The 16,433-nt window shown below is 67.6% G+C and carries 16 protein-coding genes and 1 riboswitch; of the genes, 13 read left to right on the top strand and 3 right to left on the bottom strand.

Going from position 1 to position 16,433, the window contains the following annotated elements; genetic code table 11:
* The first annotated feature begins 9 nt into the window (after positions 1-9).
* A complete protein-coding gene (gene cobD / locus ACZBJS_RS19050; protein WP_076833481.1) occupies positions 10-975 on the top strand; it encodes a threonine-phosphate decarboxylase CobD in 966 nt (321 codons plus the stop codon).
* On the opposite strand, the gene ACZBJS_RS19055 is transcribed toward cobD, so the two are convergent.
* Both ACZBJS_RS19055 and cobO read right to left on the bottom strand, forming a co-directional pair.
* Entirely contained in the window at positions 972-2,420 is a 1,449-nt protein-coding gene (locus ACZBJS_RS19055; protein WP_076833483.1) for a cobyric acid synthase, read from the bottom strand. The genes cobD and ACZBJS_RS19055 overlap by 4 nt on opposite strands.
* An 11-nt stretch (positions 2,421-2,431) precedes the next feature.
* The gene (cobO, locus tag ACZBJS_RS19060) at positions 2,432-3,085 is read right to left on the bottom strand and encodes a cob(I)yrinic acid a,c-diamide adenosyltransferase (protein WP_076833485.1); all 654 of its coding nucleotides are present in this window, start codon (positions 3,083-3,085) and stop codon (positions 2,432-2,434) included.
* A gap of 36 nt (positions 3,086-3,121) precedes the next feature.
* Positions 3,122-3,333: riboswitch (cobalamin riboswitch) on the top strand.
* A gap of 94 nt (positions 3,334-3,427) precedes the next feature.
* Here cobO and ACZBJS_RS19065 point away from each other — a divergent pair.
* The 7 genes from ACZBJS_RS19065 to cobJ are packed head-to-tail and all read left to right on the top strand — an operon-like array spanning position 3,428 to position 11,335.
* Positions 3,428-3,802 carry a DUF1636 family protein gene (locus ACZBJS_RS19065; protein WP_028331460.1) on the top strand — a complete coding sequence of 125 codons (375 nt, stop codon included), beginning with the start codon at positions 3,428-3,430 and terminating at the stop codon, positions 3,800-3,802.
* Positions 3,799-4,833, top strand: a complete 1,035-nt coding sequence (gene cobW, locus ACZBJS_RS19070) for a cobalamin biosynthesis protein CobW (RefSeq protein ID WP_076833488.1) — start codon at positions 3,799-3,801, stop codon at positions 4,831-4,833. Before ACZBJS_RS19065 ends, cobW begins: the two co-directional genes overlap by 4 nt.
* Entirely contained in the window at positions 4,833-8,081 is a 3,249-nt protein-coding gene (cobN, locus tag ACZBJS_RS19075) for a cobaltochelatase subunit CobN (protein WP_463439003.1), read from the top strand. The genes cobW and cobN overlap by 1 nt, the downstream gene beginning before the upstream one ends.
* On the top strand, positions 8,078-9,241 hold the full coding sequence (gene cobG / locus ACZBJS_RS19080) for a precorrin-3B synthase (RefSeq protein ID WP_316396171.1): 1,164 nt from the start codon (positions 8,078-8,080) through the stop codon (positions 9,239-9,241). The genes cobN and cobG overlap by 4 nt, the downstream gene beginning before the upstream one ends.
* Entirely contained in the window at positions 9,241-9,870 is a 630-nt protein-coding gene (locus ACZBJS_RS19085) for a precorrin-8X methylmutase (protein ID WP_316396170.1), read from the top strand. The genes cobG and ACZBJS_RS19085 overlap by 1 nt, the downstream gene beginning before the upstream one ends.
* Before the next feature lie 2 nt (positions 9,871-9,872).
* Entirely contained in the window at positions 9,873-10,604 is a 732-nt protein-coding gene (locus tag ACZBJS_RS19090) for a precorrin-2 C(20)-methyltransferase (protein WP_076833495.1), read from the top strand.
* Positions 10,601-11,335, top strand: a complete 735-nt coding sequence (gene cobJ, locus ACZBJS_RS19095) for a precorrin-3B C(17)-methyltransferase (RefSeq protein WP_463439004.1) — start codon at positions 10,601-10,603, stop codon at positions 11,333-11,335. Before ACZBJS_RS19090 ends, cobJ begins: the two co-directional genes overlap by 4 nt.
* Here cobJ and ACZBJS_RS19100 read toward each other — a convergent pair.
* A complete protein-coding gene (locus ACZBJS_RS19100; protein WP_076833498.1) occupies positions 11,311-12,060 on the bottom strand; it encodes a cobalt-precorrin-6A reductase in 750 nt (249 codons plus the stop codon). The genes cobJ and ACZBJS_RS19100 overlap by 25 nt on opposite strands.
* Here ACZBJS_RS19100 and cbiE point away from each other — a divergent pair.
* From cbiE to cobA, 5 genes are read left to right on the top strand one after another with little or no spacing between them, the layout of a single operon-like run.
* A complete protein-coding gene (gene cbiE / locus ACZBJS_RS19105; RefSeq protein ID WP_463439005.1) occupies positions 12,059-13,240 on the top strand; it encodes a precorrin-6y C5,15-methyltransferase (decarboxylating) subunit CbiE in 1,182 nt (393 codons plus the stop codon). The genes ACZBJS_RS19100 and cbiE overlap by 2 nt on opposite strands.
* Positions 13,237-13,605 carry a cobalamin biosynthesis protein gene (locus tag ACZBJS_RS19110; protein WP_463439006.1) on the top strand — a complete coding sequence of 123 codons (369 nt, stop codon included), beginning with the start codon at positions 13,237-13,239 and terminating at the stop codon, positions 13,603-13,605. The genes cbiE and ACZBJS_RS19110 overlap by 4 nt, the downstream gene beginning before the upstream one ends.
* The gene (gene cobM, locus ACZBJS_RS19115; protein WP_463439007.1) at positions 13,602-14,399 is read left to right on the top strand and encodes a precorrin-4 C(11)-methyltransferase; all 798 of its coding nucleotides are present in this window, start codon (positions 13,602-13,604) and stop codon (positions 14,397-14,399) included. Before ACZBJS_RS19110 ends, cobM begins: the two co-directional genes overlap by 4 nt.
* Positions 14,396-15,706 carry a cobyrinic acid a,c-diamide synthase CobB gene (locus ACZBJS_RS19120; protein ID WP_076833503.1) on the top strand — a complete coding sequence of 437 codons (1,311 nt, stop codon included), beginning with the start codon at positions 14,396-14,398 and terminating at the stop codon, positions 15,704-15,706. Before cobM ends, ACZBJS_RS19120 begins: the two co-directional genes overlap by 4 nt.
* Entirely contained in the window at positions 15,703-16,431 is a 729-nt protein-coding gene (gene cobA / locus ACZBJS_RS19125; protein ID WP_463439008.1) for a uroporphyrinogen-III C-methyltransferase, read from the top strand. Before ACZBJS_RS19120 ends, cobA begins: the two co-directional genes overlap by 4 nt.
* Positions 16,432-16,433 lie beyond the last annotated feature (2 nt).

Raw genomic sequence — 16,433 nt, forward strand, 5'->3', positions numbered from 1 at the left:
GAGCGGCGCATGCGTGAGCACGGCGGGAACCTTGATGTCGCCCGGCAGCGCTTCGGCGGCGCCGCGGACGACTGGATCGACCTGTCGACCGGGATCAATCGGGTGCCGTATCCCTTGGTCGATGTCGAGCCGAGGCAATGGAGCGCGTTGCCGTCGCGATCCGATCTTGAATCGCTGCACGACGCTGCGCGGCAGGCCTATGTCACCAAGGCGCCGATCGTGGCGATGGGTGGTGCGCAGGCCGCGATTCAGTTGCTGCCGCATCTGGCGCTCAAGGGGCGGGCGCGGATTCTGGCGCCGACCTACAATGAATATGCCGCGGTGTTGTCGGCCGCCGGCTGGGACGTCGCCGAGGTGTCCGATCTCGCCGCGCTGGCGGGAGCGGACATCGCCGTCGTCGTCAATCCGAACAATCCCGACGGACGACGCCATGATCGGCGCGAGTTGCTGGCACTGCTGCCGCGCGTTGGCCGGCTCGTCATCGACGAGAGTTTTGCGGACGCCGTTCCTGACCTGTCCCTTGCACCGGAAGCAGGACGCGCGGGGCTCCTGATCCTGCGCTCCTTCGGCAAGTTCTACGGACTTGCCGGCTTGCGGCTCGGCTTCGCGATCGGCAGCGAGGCGGACGTCGCCGCGCTTGCGGCGAGGGCGGGCCCATGGCCGGTTTCGGGAGCAGCAATCGCGATCGGGCGGCGCGCGTTGCTCGATCACGACTGGGCCAAGGCCACGGCCGCGCGGCTCGCGGACGACTGCGTCAGGCTCGATGCAATAGCGCGATCGCAGGGTTGGACGCTGCTCGGTGGCACGTTGCTGTTCCGGCTCTACCAGACGGGCGATGCATTGGCTGCGCAGGAGAAACTTGCCCGTGCGCAGATCTGGTCGCGGGTCTTCCAGCAGAAACCGGGATGGCTGCGCCTCGGCTTGCCGGGCAGTGAGCCCGAGTGGTCGCGCCTTTCCGCCGTGCTGCCCGTTTAGCGCGCCAGCGCGAGCAAGCCTTCGACATCGAGATGGGTCTCGATGTGCCCGGCGAGCGCGTCGAGCGCGCTCTCGACCCTGGCGCCGTAAGTCTGATCCGCCGCGGGGATGTCGAGCTGTGCAAGGAACGCCTTGCGAAATTCGTCCGAGGCGAACAGGCCGTGCAGATAGCTGCCGTGAACGCGCCCGTCTGCGGAGACCGCGCCCTCAGCCGTACCGTCGAGTGATGCAAAGGGCCGCGCGCGATCCGGCCCGTCGGTGCGCCCGATATGGATTTCATAGGCGCTGATCGGCTGGCTGGTCGCGGCATGCACCGCGCTGGAGCGCGTCAGCGTCTTCTGTTCGGTCATGGTGGTTGCGACATCGAGCAGCCCGAGCCCGCGCGTTTCGCCGGCAGGACCTTCGATCCCATCGGGGTCGGCGACGCTGTGTCCAAGCATCTGGTATCCGCCGCACAGGCCGAGGACATGGCCGCCGCGGCGATGATGCGCGAGGAGGTCGATGTCCCAGCCCTGCGCGCGCAGGAAGGCGAGATCGCCGCGGGTCGATTTCGAGCCGGGCAGGATGACGAGCTTCGCATCACCCGGGATGGCTTCGCCCGGACGTACCATCACGAGATCGACGCCGGGCTCGAGCTTCAGCGGATCGAGGTCGTCGAAATTGGCAATCCGCGACAGCGCAAGGAACGCGATCTTGCACTGGCCGGGCTTGCGCGCCTCGCCGAGCCCGAGCGCATCTTCGGCCGGAAGTTCGCCGGCGCGGACGAACCAGGGCAGCACGCCAAAGCCGCGCCACGCCGTGCGTTCTTCGATCAGGCGATAGCCGTCGTCGAACAATGTCGGATCGCCGCGGAATTTGTTGATGACAAAGCCTTGGATCATCGCGGCATCATCAGGGTCGATCACCATCTTGATGCCGACGAGCTGCGCGATCACGCCGCCGCGGTCGATGTCGCCGACCAGCACCACGGGCACGTCTGCTTTGCGCGCAAATCCCATATTGGCGATATCGGCCTTGCGTAAGTTGACCTCGGCGGGACTGCCGGCGCCCTCGACCAGCACCAGATCGGCGCGCTGCTTCAGGCGCGCAAAACTCTCCAGCACCGCGCCCGTCAGCGATGGTTTCATGCCGGCATATTCGCGCGCGCGTGCGGTGGCGATCCGTTTGCCGTGCACGATGACCTGGGCGCCGACATCGGTCTCGGGCTTCAGCAGCACCGGGTTCATGTCGGTGTGCGGCTCGACGCCGGCGGCGAGCGCCTGCAACGCCTGTGCGCGGCCGATCTCGCCGCCATCGACGGTCACGGCGGCGTTGTTCGACATGTTCTGCGGCTTGAACGGCAGCACGCGCAGGCCGCGCCGTCTCGCGGCGCGGGCGAGGCCGGCGACGATGAGCGATTTGCCCACGTCCGAGCCGGCTCCCTGGATCATCAATGCGCGCGCCATCGTGATGCCCGTCAGAACTCGACGCCCGGCTGGGCCTTGATGCCGGAGCGGAACGGATGCTTTACCAGCGTCATCTCGGTGACGAGATCGGCAATCTCGATTAGCTCCTCCTTGGCGTTGCGCCCGGTGAGCACGACATGGGTCATCGGCGGCTTCGACGTGGTCAGGAAGTCGACGACATCGGCGATCGCAAGGTAATCGTAGCGTAGCGCGATGTTGATCTCGTCGAGCACGACCATGCGCAGGCTCGGGTCTGCGATCAGCTGCTTGGCCTTTTCCCAGCCGGCTTGCGCTGCCGCGATGTCGCGGGCGCGATCCTGCGTCTCCCAGGTAAAGCCTTCGCCCATTGCGTGGAATTGACAGAGATCGCCGAAATGCCCGGTGAGCAGGCGGCGCTCGCCGGTATCCCAGGCGCCCTTGATGAACTGCACCACGGCGCAGGGAAAGCCGTGCGCCACACAGCGCACAATCATGCCGAACGCGGAGGACGATTTTCCTTTGCCGGCGCCGGTATGGACGATGATCAGGCCCTTTTCACCGCTCTTGGTCGCCATGATGCGGTCGCGGGCGGCCTTCTTTTTCGCCATCTTGTCCGCGTGGCGCGCATCCGGCGAAAGATCGGTGCCGACGGCGCCGTCTTCAGCGCCCTTTCCATCAGAAGTCATCACATTCCTTCGGCTTGACAAGTGCGAGGCTTGGACGAATGGTGGTCCCGCGTCGGTTCCTGTCCTACGACAGGCGAAGAGGGAATGCGATAGGGCTCCGCTAAATCGGGCCCGAAGCGCAGCCGCCCCCGCGACCGTGACCGGAGAGATGCCCAAGCCACTGATTCCATACGGAGTCGGGAAGGTGGGCATCGAAGGGTAAAACCTGCTCCGCAAGCCGGGAGACCTGCCAACGCAGCATGTTGTGAAACCGGCGGACGGGGTGTTCCGCGACGGGGAACGAACCTGTCCAAAATCGGTTCGTGTGCCTCATCGCTTCCCGCTGTCAATCCAGGAAGGGCGATGAGCGTTACACTTCATGTCTGCATCACCTGCCGCGCCGGCCAGACGCCGGCGGAAGGTGAGCTCGCGCCCGGTGCACGCCTGCATGCCGCGCTTGTCGAGGCCGGCGTGCCTGATGACGTCAATCTGGTTCCCGTCGCATGCCTGTCGGCCTGCAGCCAGGGTTGCTCGGTCGCGCTCAGCGCGCCGGGGCGGTGGTCCTATGTCTACGGCCGACTGTCCGCTGATAATGCCGCGGATGTGATCGCCGGTGCCTCCGCCTATGCGGCGGCGCCCGACGGCATCGTGCCGTGGCGCAGCCGTCCGGAAATCTTCCGCAAGCAATCGCTCGCCCGCATTCCACCTCTTCCCGTCGTGCCGGAGGCCGCAGAATGACCACGCTCGCCAAAATTCCGGTCACCGTCGTGACCGGCTTTCTCGGCTCCGGCAAGACGACGCTGATCCAGCATCTGATCCGCAATGCCAACGGCAAGAAGCTCGCGGTGCTGGTCAACGAATTCGGCAGCGAAGGCGTCGACGGCGACATCCTGAAGTCGTGCGCCGACGCCAATTGTCCGGCCGAGAACATCGTCGAACTCGCCAATGGCTGTATCTGCTGCACCGTCGCCGATGATTTCATCCCGGCGATGGAGCAGTTGCTGGCGCGGAACGTGAAGCCCGATCACATCGTGATCGAAACTTCCGGGCTCGCGCTGCCGAAGCCGCTGCTGAAAGCGTTCGACTGGCCGGAGATCCGTTCGCGGATCACGGTCGACGGCGTGATCGCGCTCGCCGACGCCGAGGCCGTCGCCGCCGGCCGTTTTGCGCCTGATCCGGCCGCGGTGGATGCGCAGCGTGCGGCGGACGACAATCTCGACCACGAGACGCCGCTGTCGGAAGTGTTCGAGGACCAGATCGCATGTGCCGATATCGTGCTGCTGACCAAGGCGGACCTCGCGGGGGCGGAGGGGATCAAGGCAGCGAAAGAGGTGATCGCGGCCGAGATGCCGCGCGAGGTGCCGATGTTGCCCGTCGTCGACGGCACGATCGACGCGCGCGTGATCCTCGGGCTCGGGGCGGCGGCGGAAAGCGATCTCGCGGCGCGGCCGTCGCATCACGATGGCGAGGAGGAACACGAGCACGACGATTTCAATTCCGTCGTGATCGATCTTCCGGAAGTTTCGGATGTCGACGCGCTGGTCGCCTCGATCAAGGGGCTGGCGCGCGAGCAGAACGTGCTGCGCGCCAAGGGCTACATCGCGGTCGAAGGCAAGCCGATGCGGCTGTTGGTGCAATCGGTCGGCGAGCGGGTGCGGCATCAGTTCGACATGCCCTGGGGTGCCCGGGCGCGGCGGTCGAAGCTCGTCGTGATCGGCGAACATGCCGACATCGATGAAGCCGCGATCAGGGCACGGCTTGGTGTCTGATGCACGTCGTCTTCCGCGAGAGCCGCGGCCTTGAGGAGACCGCGACGCCAAGGGACCTCGGCCAGGATCCGGCCGATCTCGTGGTGTTGTCGTTTTCCGACAGCGATCTTGCTGCCTTCGCGGCCGGCTGGCGGCGGGGCCGTGCTGCGCTGCCGTCGCTGCGGCTCGCCAATCTCGCGGAGCTGCGCCATCCGCTGTCGGTCGATACCTATATCGAGCGGACGCTCTCGCACGCCCGCGGCATTCTGGTGCGGCTGATCGGCGGCGAGCCCTATTGGTCATACGGGCTGGCCGCGGTGCATCGGCTGGCGAAGGAGCGCGGCATCGCCCTGGTCGTGCTGCCGGCCGATGGCCGCGACGATCTGCGGCTGGATGAGTTCTCGACCTTGCCGGTCTCGACGCTGCGCCGTCTGAAGGTGCTGTGCGACAAGGGCGGCCCCGTTGCGGCGCAGGCCGTGATCGCGCAACTGGCGCTGGCGTCCGGACTTTATGCCGGACCCGTGGTCGGCGAGATCGATCTTCCCGAGATCGGCGTCTACGATTCCCAGCGCGGTGCCATCGCGGCGTTGCCGGCACCGGACGGCCGGCCGCGCGTGCTGGTGACGTTCTATCGTTCCTACCTCGCGGCAGGCGATACGGCGCCGGTCGATGCATTGATCGATGCATTGCGTGAGAGGGGCTTTGATGCCCACGGTGTGTTCGTCACCTCGCTGAAGGCGGCGGGCGTGGCGGATTGGCTGCGCGCTCAGTTTGCGCAATGCGCTCCAGCGGCGATCGTCAATGCGACCGCGTTTTCCGCGGCCGGTGACGACGGCACGACGCCGTTCGACGCTGCATCATGCCCGGTGTTCCAGGTCGCGCTGTCGACCGCGCGGCGCGAGGATTGGGCCTTGTCGCTCCGCGGGCTCTCGCCCGGCGATCTCGCGATGCATGTGGTGCTGCCGGAGGTCGACGGCCGCCTGTTCACAGGGGTCGTGAGCTTCAAATCGCCTGGTGAGCGCGATCTTGAGCTGCAATTCGCGCATCTTGCGCATCGACCGGATGCCGAGCGCGTCGCTGCAGTTGCCGCACGCGTGGCCGCCTGGCATCGGCTTGCCAGCAAGCCGGCACAGGAGAAGCGGCTCGCGCTGGTGCTCTCGAACTATCCCGGCCGCCCGCATCAGATCGCGCATGCCGTCGGCCTCGATGCGCTTGCCTCGGTCGGGGCGATGCTGGCTGATCTCGCGGGCGCGGGATTTGACCTTGAGCCGGTGGAGTCACTGGGCGACATTCTTTTGCGCAGGAATTTGACGTGGAACGTCGCCGACTATCGTGCGGCGCTTTCCGGCCTTCCCGAGCTGCTGCAGGACGATCTCAGCCGCGCATGGGGCGCGCCGGAAGATGATCCCGATTGCCGTGACGGCGCATTTCATTTCGCGGCGATCTGCTGCGGCAAATCGGTCATCGCCGTTCAGCCGGAGCGCGGTGAGGTGGGACAGCGCGACGCCGACTATCACGATCTGGCGCGCACGCCGCGCCATGCCTATGTCGCGTTCTATCTGTGGCTCAGGCGGCAGGCCATCGATGCCGTCGTCCACATCGGCGCGCACGGAACGCTGGAATGGCTGCCCGGCAAGTCGGTTGCGCTGTCGCCCGCATGCTGGCCGGAGGCGCTGATCGGCGATCTGCCTGTTGTCTATCCCTTCATCGTCAACGATCCCGGCGAGGCGGCGCAGGCCAAGCGCCGGATCGGTGCCGTGACGATCGGTCATCCGCCGCCGCCACTGGCACAGGCCGCGGTCCCCAAAGGCTTGCGCAATCTTGAGCGCTTGCTCGATGAGTATTCGACCGCCGATGGTCTCGATCCGGCGCGGCGGCAGCGCCTGATCGCCGCGATCCGCGACGAAGCGCGCATCGCCGGGCTGGAGGACGATCTCGGTCTCGCCGCGTCGGTCTCCGCGGCCGAGGCCATTCCGCAGATCGATCGTTTCGTCTGCGACCTCAAGGAAAGCCAGTTCGGCGACGGCCTGCATGTGTTCGGGCAGGGCGCTTGCGGTGAGGCGGAGAAGGAGGCGTTGCTTGGTGCGCTCGCCGGCCGGCGTGTTGCGCCGGGGCCGTCGGGCTCGCCCTATCGCGGGCGCAGCGACGTGCTCCCGACCGGGCGCAATCTGTTTGCGGTCGATCCGCGCGCGGTGCCGACGCCGTCGGCGCATGCGCAAGGCGTGAAGCTTGCTGAAGAGCTGCTGCGCCGTCATTTGCAGGATCACGGCGACTGGCCGAAGGGACTCGTGGTCGACCTCTGGGGCTCCTCGACGATGCGCACCGCCGGCGAGGACTTTGCGATGGCCCTGCATCTCGCGGGCATCGCGCCGCGCTGGGATCACGGCTCGGGGCGGGTGTCGGGCTACGACATCATCGCGCCGGCAGAGCTCGGCCGGCCGCGCATCGACGTCACGCTGCGCGTGTCGGGGCTGTTCCGCGACGTCTTCTCAGGGCTGGCCCAGTTATTCGAAGCCGCGGCGGAGGCGTTGTCCGAACGCAGCGACGAGGCGGACGAGAATCCTTACCGGCAGCGCATCGCGCGCGTGTTCGGTCCTCGCCCCGGACATTATGGCGTTGGCATTTCGTCGGTCCCCGACGTCTTCACACCGGAGGCGCGCGAGGCGGCCGGCGAAGCCTGGTTGTCGGCATCGTCGTGGGCTCTCGCATCCGACGGCGAGATGCGGCCCGATCGCGCCGGCATCGAGGCGCGGCTCGCGGCTGCGGACAGTTTTGTTCACACCCAGGATCTGCCGGAGACCGATCTGCTGCTGGCGGCCGACTACGCCGCGCACGAGGCGGGCATCGCGGCGGCGGCGAGGCGCCTTGGCACGAAAGCCCCATCGCTCTATCACCTCGATGCGACGCGGCCGGATCAGCCGCATGCCCGGGCGTTGACCGAGGAAATCTCACGGGTGGTGCGAGTGCGCGCGGCCAACCCTGCCTGGATCGCGGGCATGATGCGCCATGGCTTCCGTGGTGCCGCCGAAATCACAGCGACGTTGGAGCACATGGCGGCGTTCGCCCATCTTGCCGGCGCGGTGCCGCCGCATCTGTTCGATCTCTACTACGATGCGACGCTCGGCAATGACGAGGTTCGCGGCTTCATGGCGCGCGAGAACCCGGCGGCGCTGGCTGCGATCGAAACCTGCTTCGCGAGATTGCATGAAGCCTCGCTCTGGCAGACGCGGCGCAATTCGATCGCGGCTGCTCTGCAGGAGGCCTCATGAGCGCGGTTGCGGTCAAGGGCTGGTGTCCAGGCGCGCTGCGGCCGATGCAGTCAGGCGATGGCCTCGTGGTGCGCATTCGCCCGCGCGGCGGACGGCTGGACGCGGCGCAGGCAGCGGGAATCGCCAGGCTGGCGGCGCGATACGGCAACGGCCTGATCGACCTGACCAGCCGCGCCAATCTCCAGATTCGCGGCGTCAGCGATGAAGGTTATCCGCCCCTGGTCGATGGGCTCGCTGAACTCGGGTTGCTGGACACGGACTCGAATACCGAGGCGCAGCGAAACATTCTGGTGACGCCGTTCTGGACTGTCGCCGACGAGACGCGCTCGCTTGCGACCGAGCTTGAGCAGGGGCTTGCCGGTGCCTCGTTTGATCTTCCAACCAAGTTCGGCTTCGCAATCGATGATGGCAATGCGCGGATGCTGGCGGATGCGTCCGCCGATATCAGGATCGAGCGCGATCGCGGCCGGGGACTGCTGGTGCGGGCCGATGGCGCGCAGCGCGGGCTTTCGGTCATGCGGAGCGAGGCCGTTCAGGTCGCGTTGGCGCTGGCCGAATGGTTTGTCACCTCCGGCGGAACCAGGGGTGAGCGGCGACGGATGGCGGCTCATCTCGCCGGCGGCGCGAGCCTGCCGCAGTCGCTTCGCGGTGATGCCGAACCAGTCGGCCAATCGTCGAGTCCCGTGCCGGGCATCTATCCAATGGGCGCGATGGTTGGCGTCGCCTTCGGGCAAATGCCGCACCAGACGCTCAACGATCTCGCCGGCTGCGCGCGGGCTCTCCGCATGACGCCGTGGCGGATGATGCTGGTGGAGGGGATGCGCGAGATGCCCGGTGGGGCGGACCTCGTGACTGATGCCGGCGATCCGAGGCTTCGTGTGGTCGCCTGCAGCGGCGCACCGCGCTGCGGCGATGCGCATGCGGACACGCGTATGCTGGCATCGGCGCTCGCGCGGCATATTCCATCCGATGCGCGGCTTCACGTCTCCGGCTGCGCCAAGGGCTGCGCCCATTCCGGTTCTGCGGATGTTACCCTCGTTGCGACAGACGAGGGCTTTGATCTGATCCGCCGCGGCACGACGCGGGATGCGCCGGTCCTCCGAGGATTGAGCAGTACGTACCTCGTTGCAAATCCTACCGTGCTGACGGGAGGCCATTGATGCCGCACGTCTACGAGACCGATGGCGCGGCGATCTATCGCCAGTCCTTTGCCACCATCCGCTCCGAGGCCGATCTTGCCCGCTTCACGCCAGACGAAGAGCCGGTGGTCGTGCGCATGATCCATGCCGCCGGTATGGTGGGCTTGGAAGCGCATGTGCGCTTCACATCAGGCATGGCTGCGCGCGCGCGAGCCGCCTTGCAGGAGGGCGCGCCAATCCTCTGCGACGCGCGCATGGTGTCGGAGGGAATCACGCGCGCGCGGCTGCCGGCCGGCAATGCCGTGATCTGCACGCTCGGTGATGTCAAGGTACCTGCGCTCGCGCAATCGATGCGCAACACGCGCTCCGCGGCGGCGCTCGAGCTGTGGCGGCCGCATCTGGCCGGCGCCATCGTCGCGATCGGCAACGCGCCAACGGCGCTGTTTCATCTGCTCAACATGCTGGAGGATCCGGATTGCCCACGGCCGGCGGCGATCATCGGCTGTCCGGTCGGCTTTGTCGGCGCGGCGGAATCCAAGGCGGCATTGATGGCTGAGCCGCCCGTGCCGGCGCTGACGGTCGAGGGACGGTTCGGTGGTTCGGCGATCACGGTTGCCGCCGTCAATGCGCTGGCGAGCCGGAGCGAATAGCGATGGGACGCATCATCTGCTGCGGCCTCGGCCCAGGCGATCCGGACCTGATGAGCGTGCGCGCCGACCGCGTTGTGCGTGCCGCGAAGCACGTCGCCTATTTTCGCAAAAAGGGCCAGCCGGGGCAGGCGCGCCGCATTGTCGAAGGCTTGCTCGCCGCAGACGTCAGCGAATATCCGATGGAATATCCGGTCACCACGGAGATCGCGTTCGACAGTCCGGACTATGCGCGGCTGCTTGCCGACTTCTATGACGAATGGGCCGAGCGCCTGGCGCGATTTGCGCGCGCGGTCGACATCGTCGTGCTCTGCGAGGGCGATCCCTATTTCTATGGTTCATTTATGCATCTGCATGCACGGCTGCAGGGGCGTGTCGAGATCGAGGTGATCGCCGGCATTCCCGGCATGGTCGGCTGCTGGAATTCGGTGGGTCAGCCGATTGCGCTGGCCGACGATGTGACGACCGTTCTGATGGGGACGCTGCCGGAGGCGGAGCTCGCCGAGCGGATGCGCAGCTCCGACGCGCTGGTCGTCATGAAGACCGGTCGCAATCTTCCGAAGATTCGCCGCGCGCTGGCGTCCGCGGGGCGCCTCGATGATGCGTGGCTGGTCGAACGCGGCACCATGCCGGATCAGCGCGTCGCACGGCTTGCAGATGTCGGCGAGGCCGATTGTCCGTATTTTGCGATCGTGCTGGTGCACGGGCAGGGGCGGCGCAGGGAGGTCGCGCAATGACCGGCACGCTGACCATCGCGGGGCTCGGACCGGGCGCCGAGGCGCTGATCACGCCGGAGGTCGCTGCTGCGCTCGCGGCCGCGACCGACATCGTCGGCTATGCGCCCTATGTGACGCGCGTGCCGCCGCGCGCCGGGCTCACGCTGCATCCCTCGGACAATCGCGTGGAGTCGCAGCGCGCCGCTGACGCGCTGCGGCTCGCGTCGGAAGGAGGCCACGTCGTCGTGGTTTCCTCAGGCGATCCCGGCGTGTTTGCGATGGCATCGGCCGTGTTCGAAGCGCTGGAGGACGCGCCGCAATGGCACGACCTGCCGATTCGCGTTCTGCCCGGCGTGACGGCGATGCTGGCGGCGGCGGCAAGCGCCGGCGCGCCGATCGGTCATGATTTCTGCGCGATCAATCTCTCCGACAATCTCAAGCCCTGGCCGCTGATCGAGAAACGCCTGCGGCTTGCGGCCGAAGCGGATTTCGCGATCGCGATGTACAATCCGCGCTCGGCCAGCCGGCCGGAAGGTTTTGGGCGCGCGCTCGAGATCTTGCGCGAGGCCGGCTGTGACGAGCGGATCGTGGTGTTCGCGCGCTCCGTCAGCACGCCCGAGCAGCGGATCGAGACGGTCGAACTGCGCGACGCAAGGCCAGACATGGCCGACATGCGGACGCTCGTGATCGTCGGCAATTCGGCGACACGGCGGGTCGGCCGCTGGGTCTATGCGCCGAGGCAGGTCCGATGACCGAGCCATTGCATCGCCTCGCTCACGCTTTCCACCCGCGGCCTCTCGGGCAGCAGTGGCCGCGTGATCATGATGACGGGAAGGCCGAGCACGCGGGCGGCGTCGATCTTGGCGCGCGCGCCGGTTCCGCCGGAGTTGCGGGCGACGATCCACTCGATGCGACGCGTGCGCATCATCGCGAGCTCACCCTCGAGCGTGAAGGGGCCGCGCGACATAATGACGTCGGCATCGGGCAATGGAAGCGCTTGCTCGGGCGGGTCGACGAACCGCAACGTATAGGCATGCTGCGGCCGGGCGCCGAACGGCGCGACGTGCTGGCGGCCGATCGCGAGGAACACGCTGGCGCGGCTGTCCGGCAAGGCCGCGGCCGCGGAGACGACGTCCGCGACTTCGATCCAGCGATCGCCCGCGGCTTTGTCCCAAGGCGCGCGCTCAAGCGCGAGCAGGGGCGTTGCGGTTTGCGCGCAGGCCGCGATGGCGTTGCGGCTCATCTCGGCGGCGAAGGGATGCGTCGCATCGACCACATGCGTGATGGCTTCGCGGTGGAGATAGTCGGCAAGACCGTCGACGCCGCCGAAGCCGCCGATCCTGGTCGGCAGCGGCTGGTCGGCTGGCGTGCGGGTGCGGCCGCCATAGGAATAGACCGCATCGATCCCCGCGCGTGCGATCGCAGCGGCGAGCAGATTGGCATCGGCCGTTCCGCCCAGGATCAGGGCGCGCATCATGGATAATCCCTGGTTGACCATCATCGGCATCGGCGAAGATGGCCTTGCCGGCCTCTCCGATGCAAGTCGAAAGGCGCTCCGTGAAGCCGAAACAGTTTTCGGCGCCCAACGGCACCTCGCGCTCGTCGGCATCACCGACCGCGGCCGTGCCTGGCCGGTGCCGTTCGATGCGAACATCGTGCTGAGCTGTCGCGGCCGTCCGACGGCGGTGCTCGCGTCGGGCGATCCGTTCTGGCATGGCGTCGGCGGAAGCCTTGTCGAGAAGCTGCAGGCCGGTGAGTGGGTCGCGCACTCCGCGCCGTCGACGTTCTCACTGGCGGCGGCTCGTTTGGGCTGGCGTATCGAGAATGCTGTCTGTCTCGGTCTTCATGCCGCGCCGTTCGAGCGGCTGTTGCCGCATCTCGTGCGCGATGCGCGGATCATCTGCCTGCTGCGTGACGGCAAGGCAGCTTCCGACCTTGCGCGCTGGCTGACGGAGCGTGGTTGGGGGGCGTCGGCAATATGGACGCTTGCGGCGCTTGGCGGACCGCGTGAATCCATCACGCAGCATCGCGCCGACTCGTATGCGGGTGATTCAGGCGAGAGCCTGGTCGCGATCGCGCTGGAGGCGCGGGGAGCGCAGGGAATCGCACGCAGCTCAGGTCTTGCCGATGCGCTCTTTGTGCATGACGGGCAACTGACAAAGCGGCCGGTCCGCGCGCTTGCGCTGTCGGCGCTTGCGCCGCGGCCCGTTGAGCGGCTGTGGGATGTCGGCGCGGGCTCGGGCTCGATCTCGATCGAATGGGCGCTGTGTGGAGGGACGGCGATCGCCGTCGAAGCCCGCACCGAACGCGCCGCCAACATCCGCAGCAATGCGGCGAGCTTCGGCTTGACGCATCGGATCACCGTCATCGAGGGCGAGGCGCCCGGCGCTTTATCGGACCTCGCGGCGCCCGATGCGGTGTTCATCGGCGGCGGCCTCGACGCTGATATGTTCGATGCGATCTGGTCGCAGATCGCGCCGTGCACGCGGCTGGTCGCGCATGCGGTGACCCTGGAGACAGAGGCGCTGCTCTGCGATCTGCACCGGCGTCATGGCGGCGAGTTGATGCGCCTCGAGATCGCGCAGGCCGAGCCATTGGGCCGCTATCGCGGCTGGAAGGCCGCGCGGCCGATCGTGCAATGGAGCGCGCTCCGATGAAGGTCGCTGGTCTCGGATTCAGGCGCAATGCCAGTGTCGCGTCCTTGCGCGGCGCCCTCGACGCGGCCGGCGGGCCCAAAGGCCTTGCGGCAATTGCAACGGTGAGTGACAAGGCCGATGCGGCGGCATTGAGGGACTTGGCGCGGGAATTGGGGCTGCCGGTCCGGAGTATTCCCGCCGGGGTCCTGGCTGAAATAAAGACTGCAACGCAATCTGAGCTTATCAAAGCGAGGTTCGGAACGGGCTCGGTCGCCGAGGCTGCGGCGATCGCTGCAGCAGGGCGCGGCGCGCGCCTGATCTCGGTCAGGGCCGCGTCACAGGATCGGATGGCCATCGCGGCGATCGCGGAAGGAGACGGCGAATGACGGTGCATTTCATCGGCGCAGGGCCTGGCGCTGCCGATTTGCTGACCCTGCGCGGGCGCGATCTCATCGCCTCGTGCCCGGTTTGTCTCTATGCCGGATCGCTGGTGCCACCGGGTGTTCTGGCGCATTGTCCGCCGGATGCGCGCATCGTCAACACCGCGTCGCTGTCGCTCGACCAAATCATTGCCGAGATCGCTGCCGCGGATGCGGAGGGCAAGGACGTTGCGCGGCTGCATTCGGGCGATCTCTCGGTCTGGTCGGCGATGGGCGAGCAGCTGCGCCGGCTGCGCGCGTTGCAGATTCCGTATTCGGTCACGCCCGGGGTGCCAGCCTTCTCGGCGGCTGCGGCGGCGCTGGAGGCCGAGCTGACGCTGCCGGGCCTTGCGCAATCGGTGGTGCTGACGCGCACGCCGGGCCGAGCGAGCGCGATGCCGGATGGCGAGACGCTCGCAGCCTTTGCCGCGACCGGCGCGGTGCTGGCGATCCATCTTTCGATCCATCTGCTCGACAAGGTCATGGCCGAGCTCACGCCGCACTACGGCGCGGATTGCCCGGTTGCGATCGTCTGGCGCGCGAGCTGGCCGGACCAGCGCATCGTGCGCGGCACGCTCGCGACGCTCGATACCGCCGTCGGCCCCGAGCTCGAACGCACTGCGCTCATTCTGGTCGGCAAGACGCTCGGCGCGGACGAATTCGCCGAGAGCCGTCTCTATGCAGCTGACTATGACCGTCGCTACCGTCCGGTCGGGGCGGCGCCGCGTTTTCCGGAATCGTCGCCGGAATCATCGCAATGACCGCGGCGCTCGTCATCTCTGCGCCGGCATCCGGTGTCGGCAAGACGACGCTGACCCTGGCGTTGGCGCGCGCCTATCGCAATCGTGGTCTCAAGGTACAATGCCTCAAGAGCGGGCCTGATTACATCGATCCCGCCTTTCACGCGGTCGCCACGGGACACCCGTCGGTCAACATCGATAGCTGGGCGATGGCGCGCGAAGCGATCGCGCATTTGGCAGGCCGCGGCGCGGATGCCGATCTCGTGCTGGCGGAAGGCTCGATGGGACTGTTCGACGGCGTCGCCGCGCGGGGTGTCTCGGGGACCGGCGCCACCGCCGACATCGCCGAGATGATGGAGTGGCCGGTGTTGCTGGTGATCGATCCCTCCGGTCAGGCGCAGACCGCGGCGGCGGTCGCGGCGGGATTGCGTGATTTTCGCGCCGGCGTTCGGCTTGCGGGCGTCGTCCTCAATCGCGTCGCGAGCGCGCGGCATGAAGCGCTGGTGCGCAACGCCATGGCGGGCGCGGGCATTCCGGTATTGGGATCGCTGCCGCGCCACGCCGAGATCGCCTTGCCGAAGCGTCACCTCGGCCTGGTACAGGCCGAAGAGCAGGCTCAAATCGACGGTCTGATCGACGAAGCCGCACGCTTCGTCGCCGAGCATGTCGATCTCGACGCCGTGCTGAAATCGGCCGAGGTCTGGTCGCCGCAATCCGCCGTGCCCAGCCTGGACATCACGCCGCCCGGCCAGCGCATTGCGCTGGCGCGCGATACCGCATTCTCGTTCGTCTATCCGCACATGCTGGAAGCCTGGCGAGCGGCCGGCGCTGAGATCGTAACGTTCTCGCCGCTTGCGGACGAAGGCCCCGACGCGGACGCCGATGTGTGCTGGCTGCCCGGCGGCTATCCCGAACTGCATGCCGGCCGGCTTGCGGCCAACAGGCAATTTCTCGGGCGGCTCCGCGCCTTCGCCGAGACGCGGCCGGTGCATGGCGAATGCGGGGGCTACATGGTGCTGGGCGCCGCATTGACCGACGCCGACGGCGTGCGCCACGAGATGGCGGGCCTGCTCGGCCTTGAGACGAGCTATGCCAAGCGCCGCATGCATCTGGGCTACCGGCTCGCCGAGCTCGCCGCACCGATGCCCGGCCATGGCCCAGGCGCACGCCTGCGCGGCCACGAGTTTCATTATTCGACGATCATCGCGCAGCCCGACACGCCGCTCGCGGTGGTGCGTGATGCGACTGGTACGATCGTTGCGGAGACCGGATCGCGGCGCGGCTGTGCGACGGGTACATTCTTCCATCTGATTGCGGAGGACCGGTGAGCGGATTCGTTTCCTTCATCTCGGCCGGTCCCGGCGATCCCGAACTCCTGACCATGAAGGGAGCGGCGCGGCTGCGCGAGGCCGATGTGGTGCTCTATGACGATCTTGCTTCGGGCGCGATCCTCGATCTCGCGCGCTCCGGCGCCAATCTCGTCGCGGTCGGCAAGCGCGCCGGCCGCCTGTCGGCGAAGCAGCACCATGTCAGCCGGCTGCTGGTCGATTATGCCACCGCCGGCGTGCGGGTCGTGCGGCTGAAATCCGGCGACGCCGGTATTTTTGGACGGCTCGAGGAGGAGATCGAAGCGCTGCGCGTGGCCGGCATCGGCTACGAGATCATTCCCGGCGTGACCTCGGCGTCGGTTGGCGCCGCGCAGGCCGGCATTCCGCTGACGCGCCGGTTGACCTCGCGCCGGGTCCAGTTCGTCACCGGCGCCGATGTGACGGGCGAATTGCCTGCGGACCTGAACTGGGCGGCGCTGGCCGATCCGGAAGCGACCACCGTCGTCTATATGGGGCGGCGGACCTTCCCGGCATTGGCCGCAAGGCTGATCGCGCACGGCCTCGCGCCCGACACTCCCGCACTGCTGGCGGAATCGCTCGGCCACGCCGACGAGCGGCTGCTTCGCACCACGATCGCAGCGCTGGCCGAACAGCTCACGCAGGCTGGCGCGGCCACGGCGGCTGCCGTTATCCTGTTCGGTGCGCTGGCGCCGGAACGAGGGTGACG

The sequence above is a fragment of the Bradyrhizobium sp. KZN70725 genome, assembly GCF_055264925.1.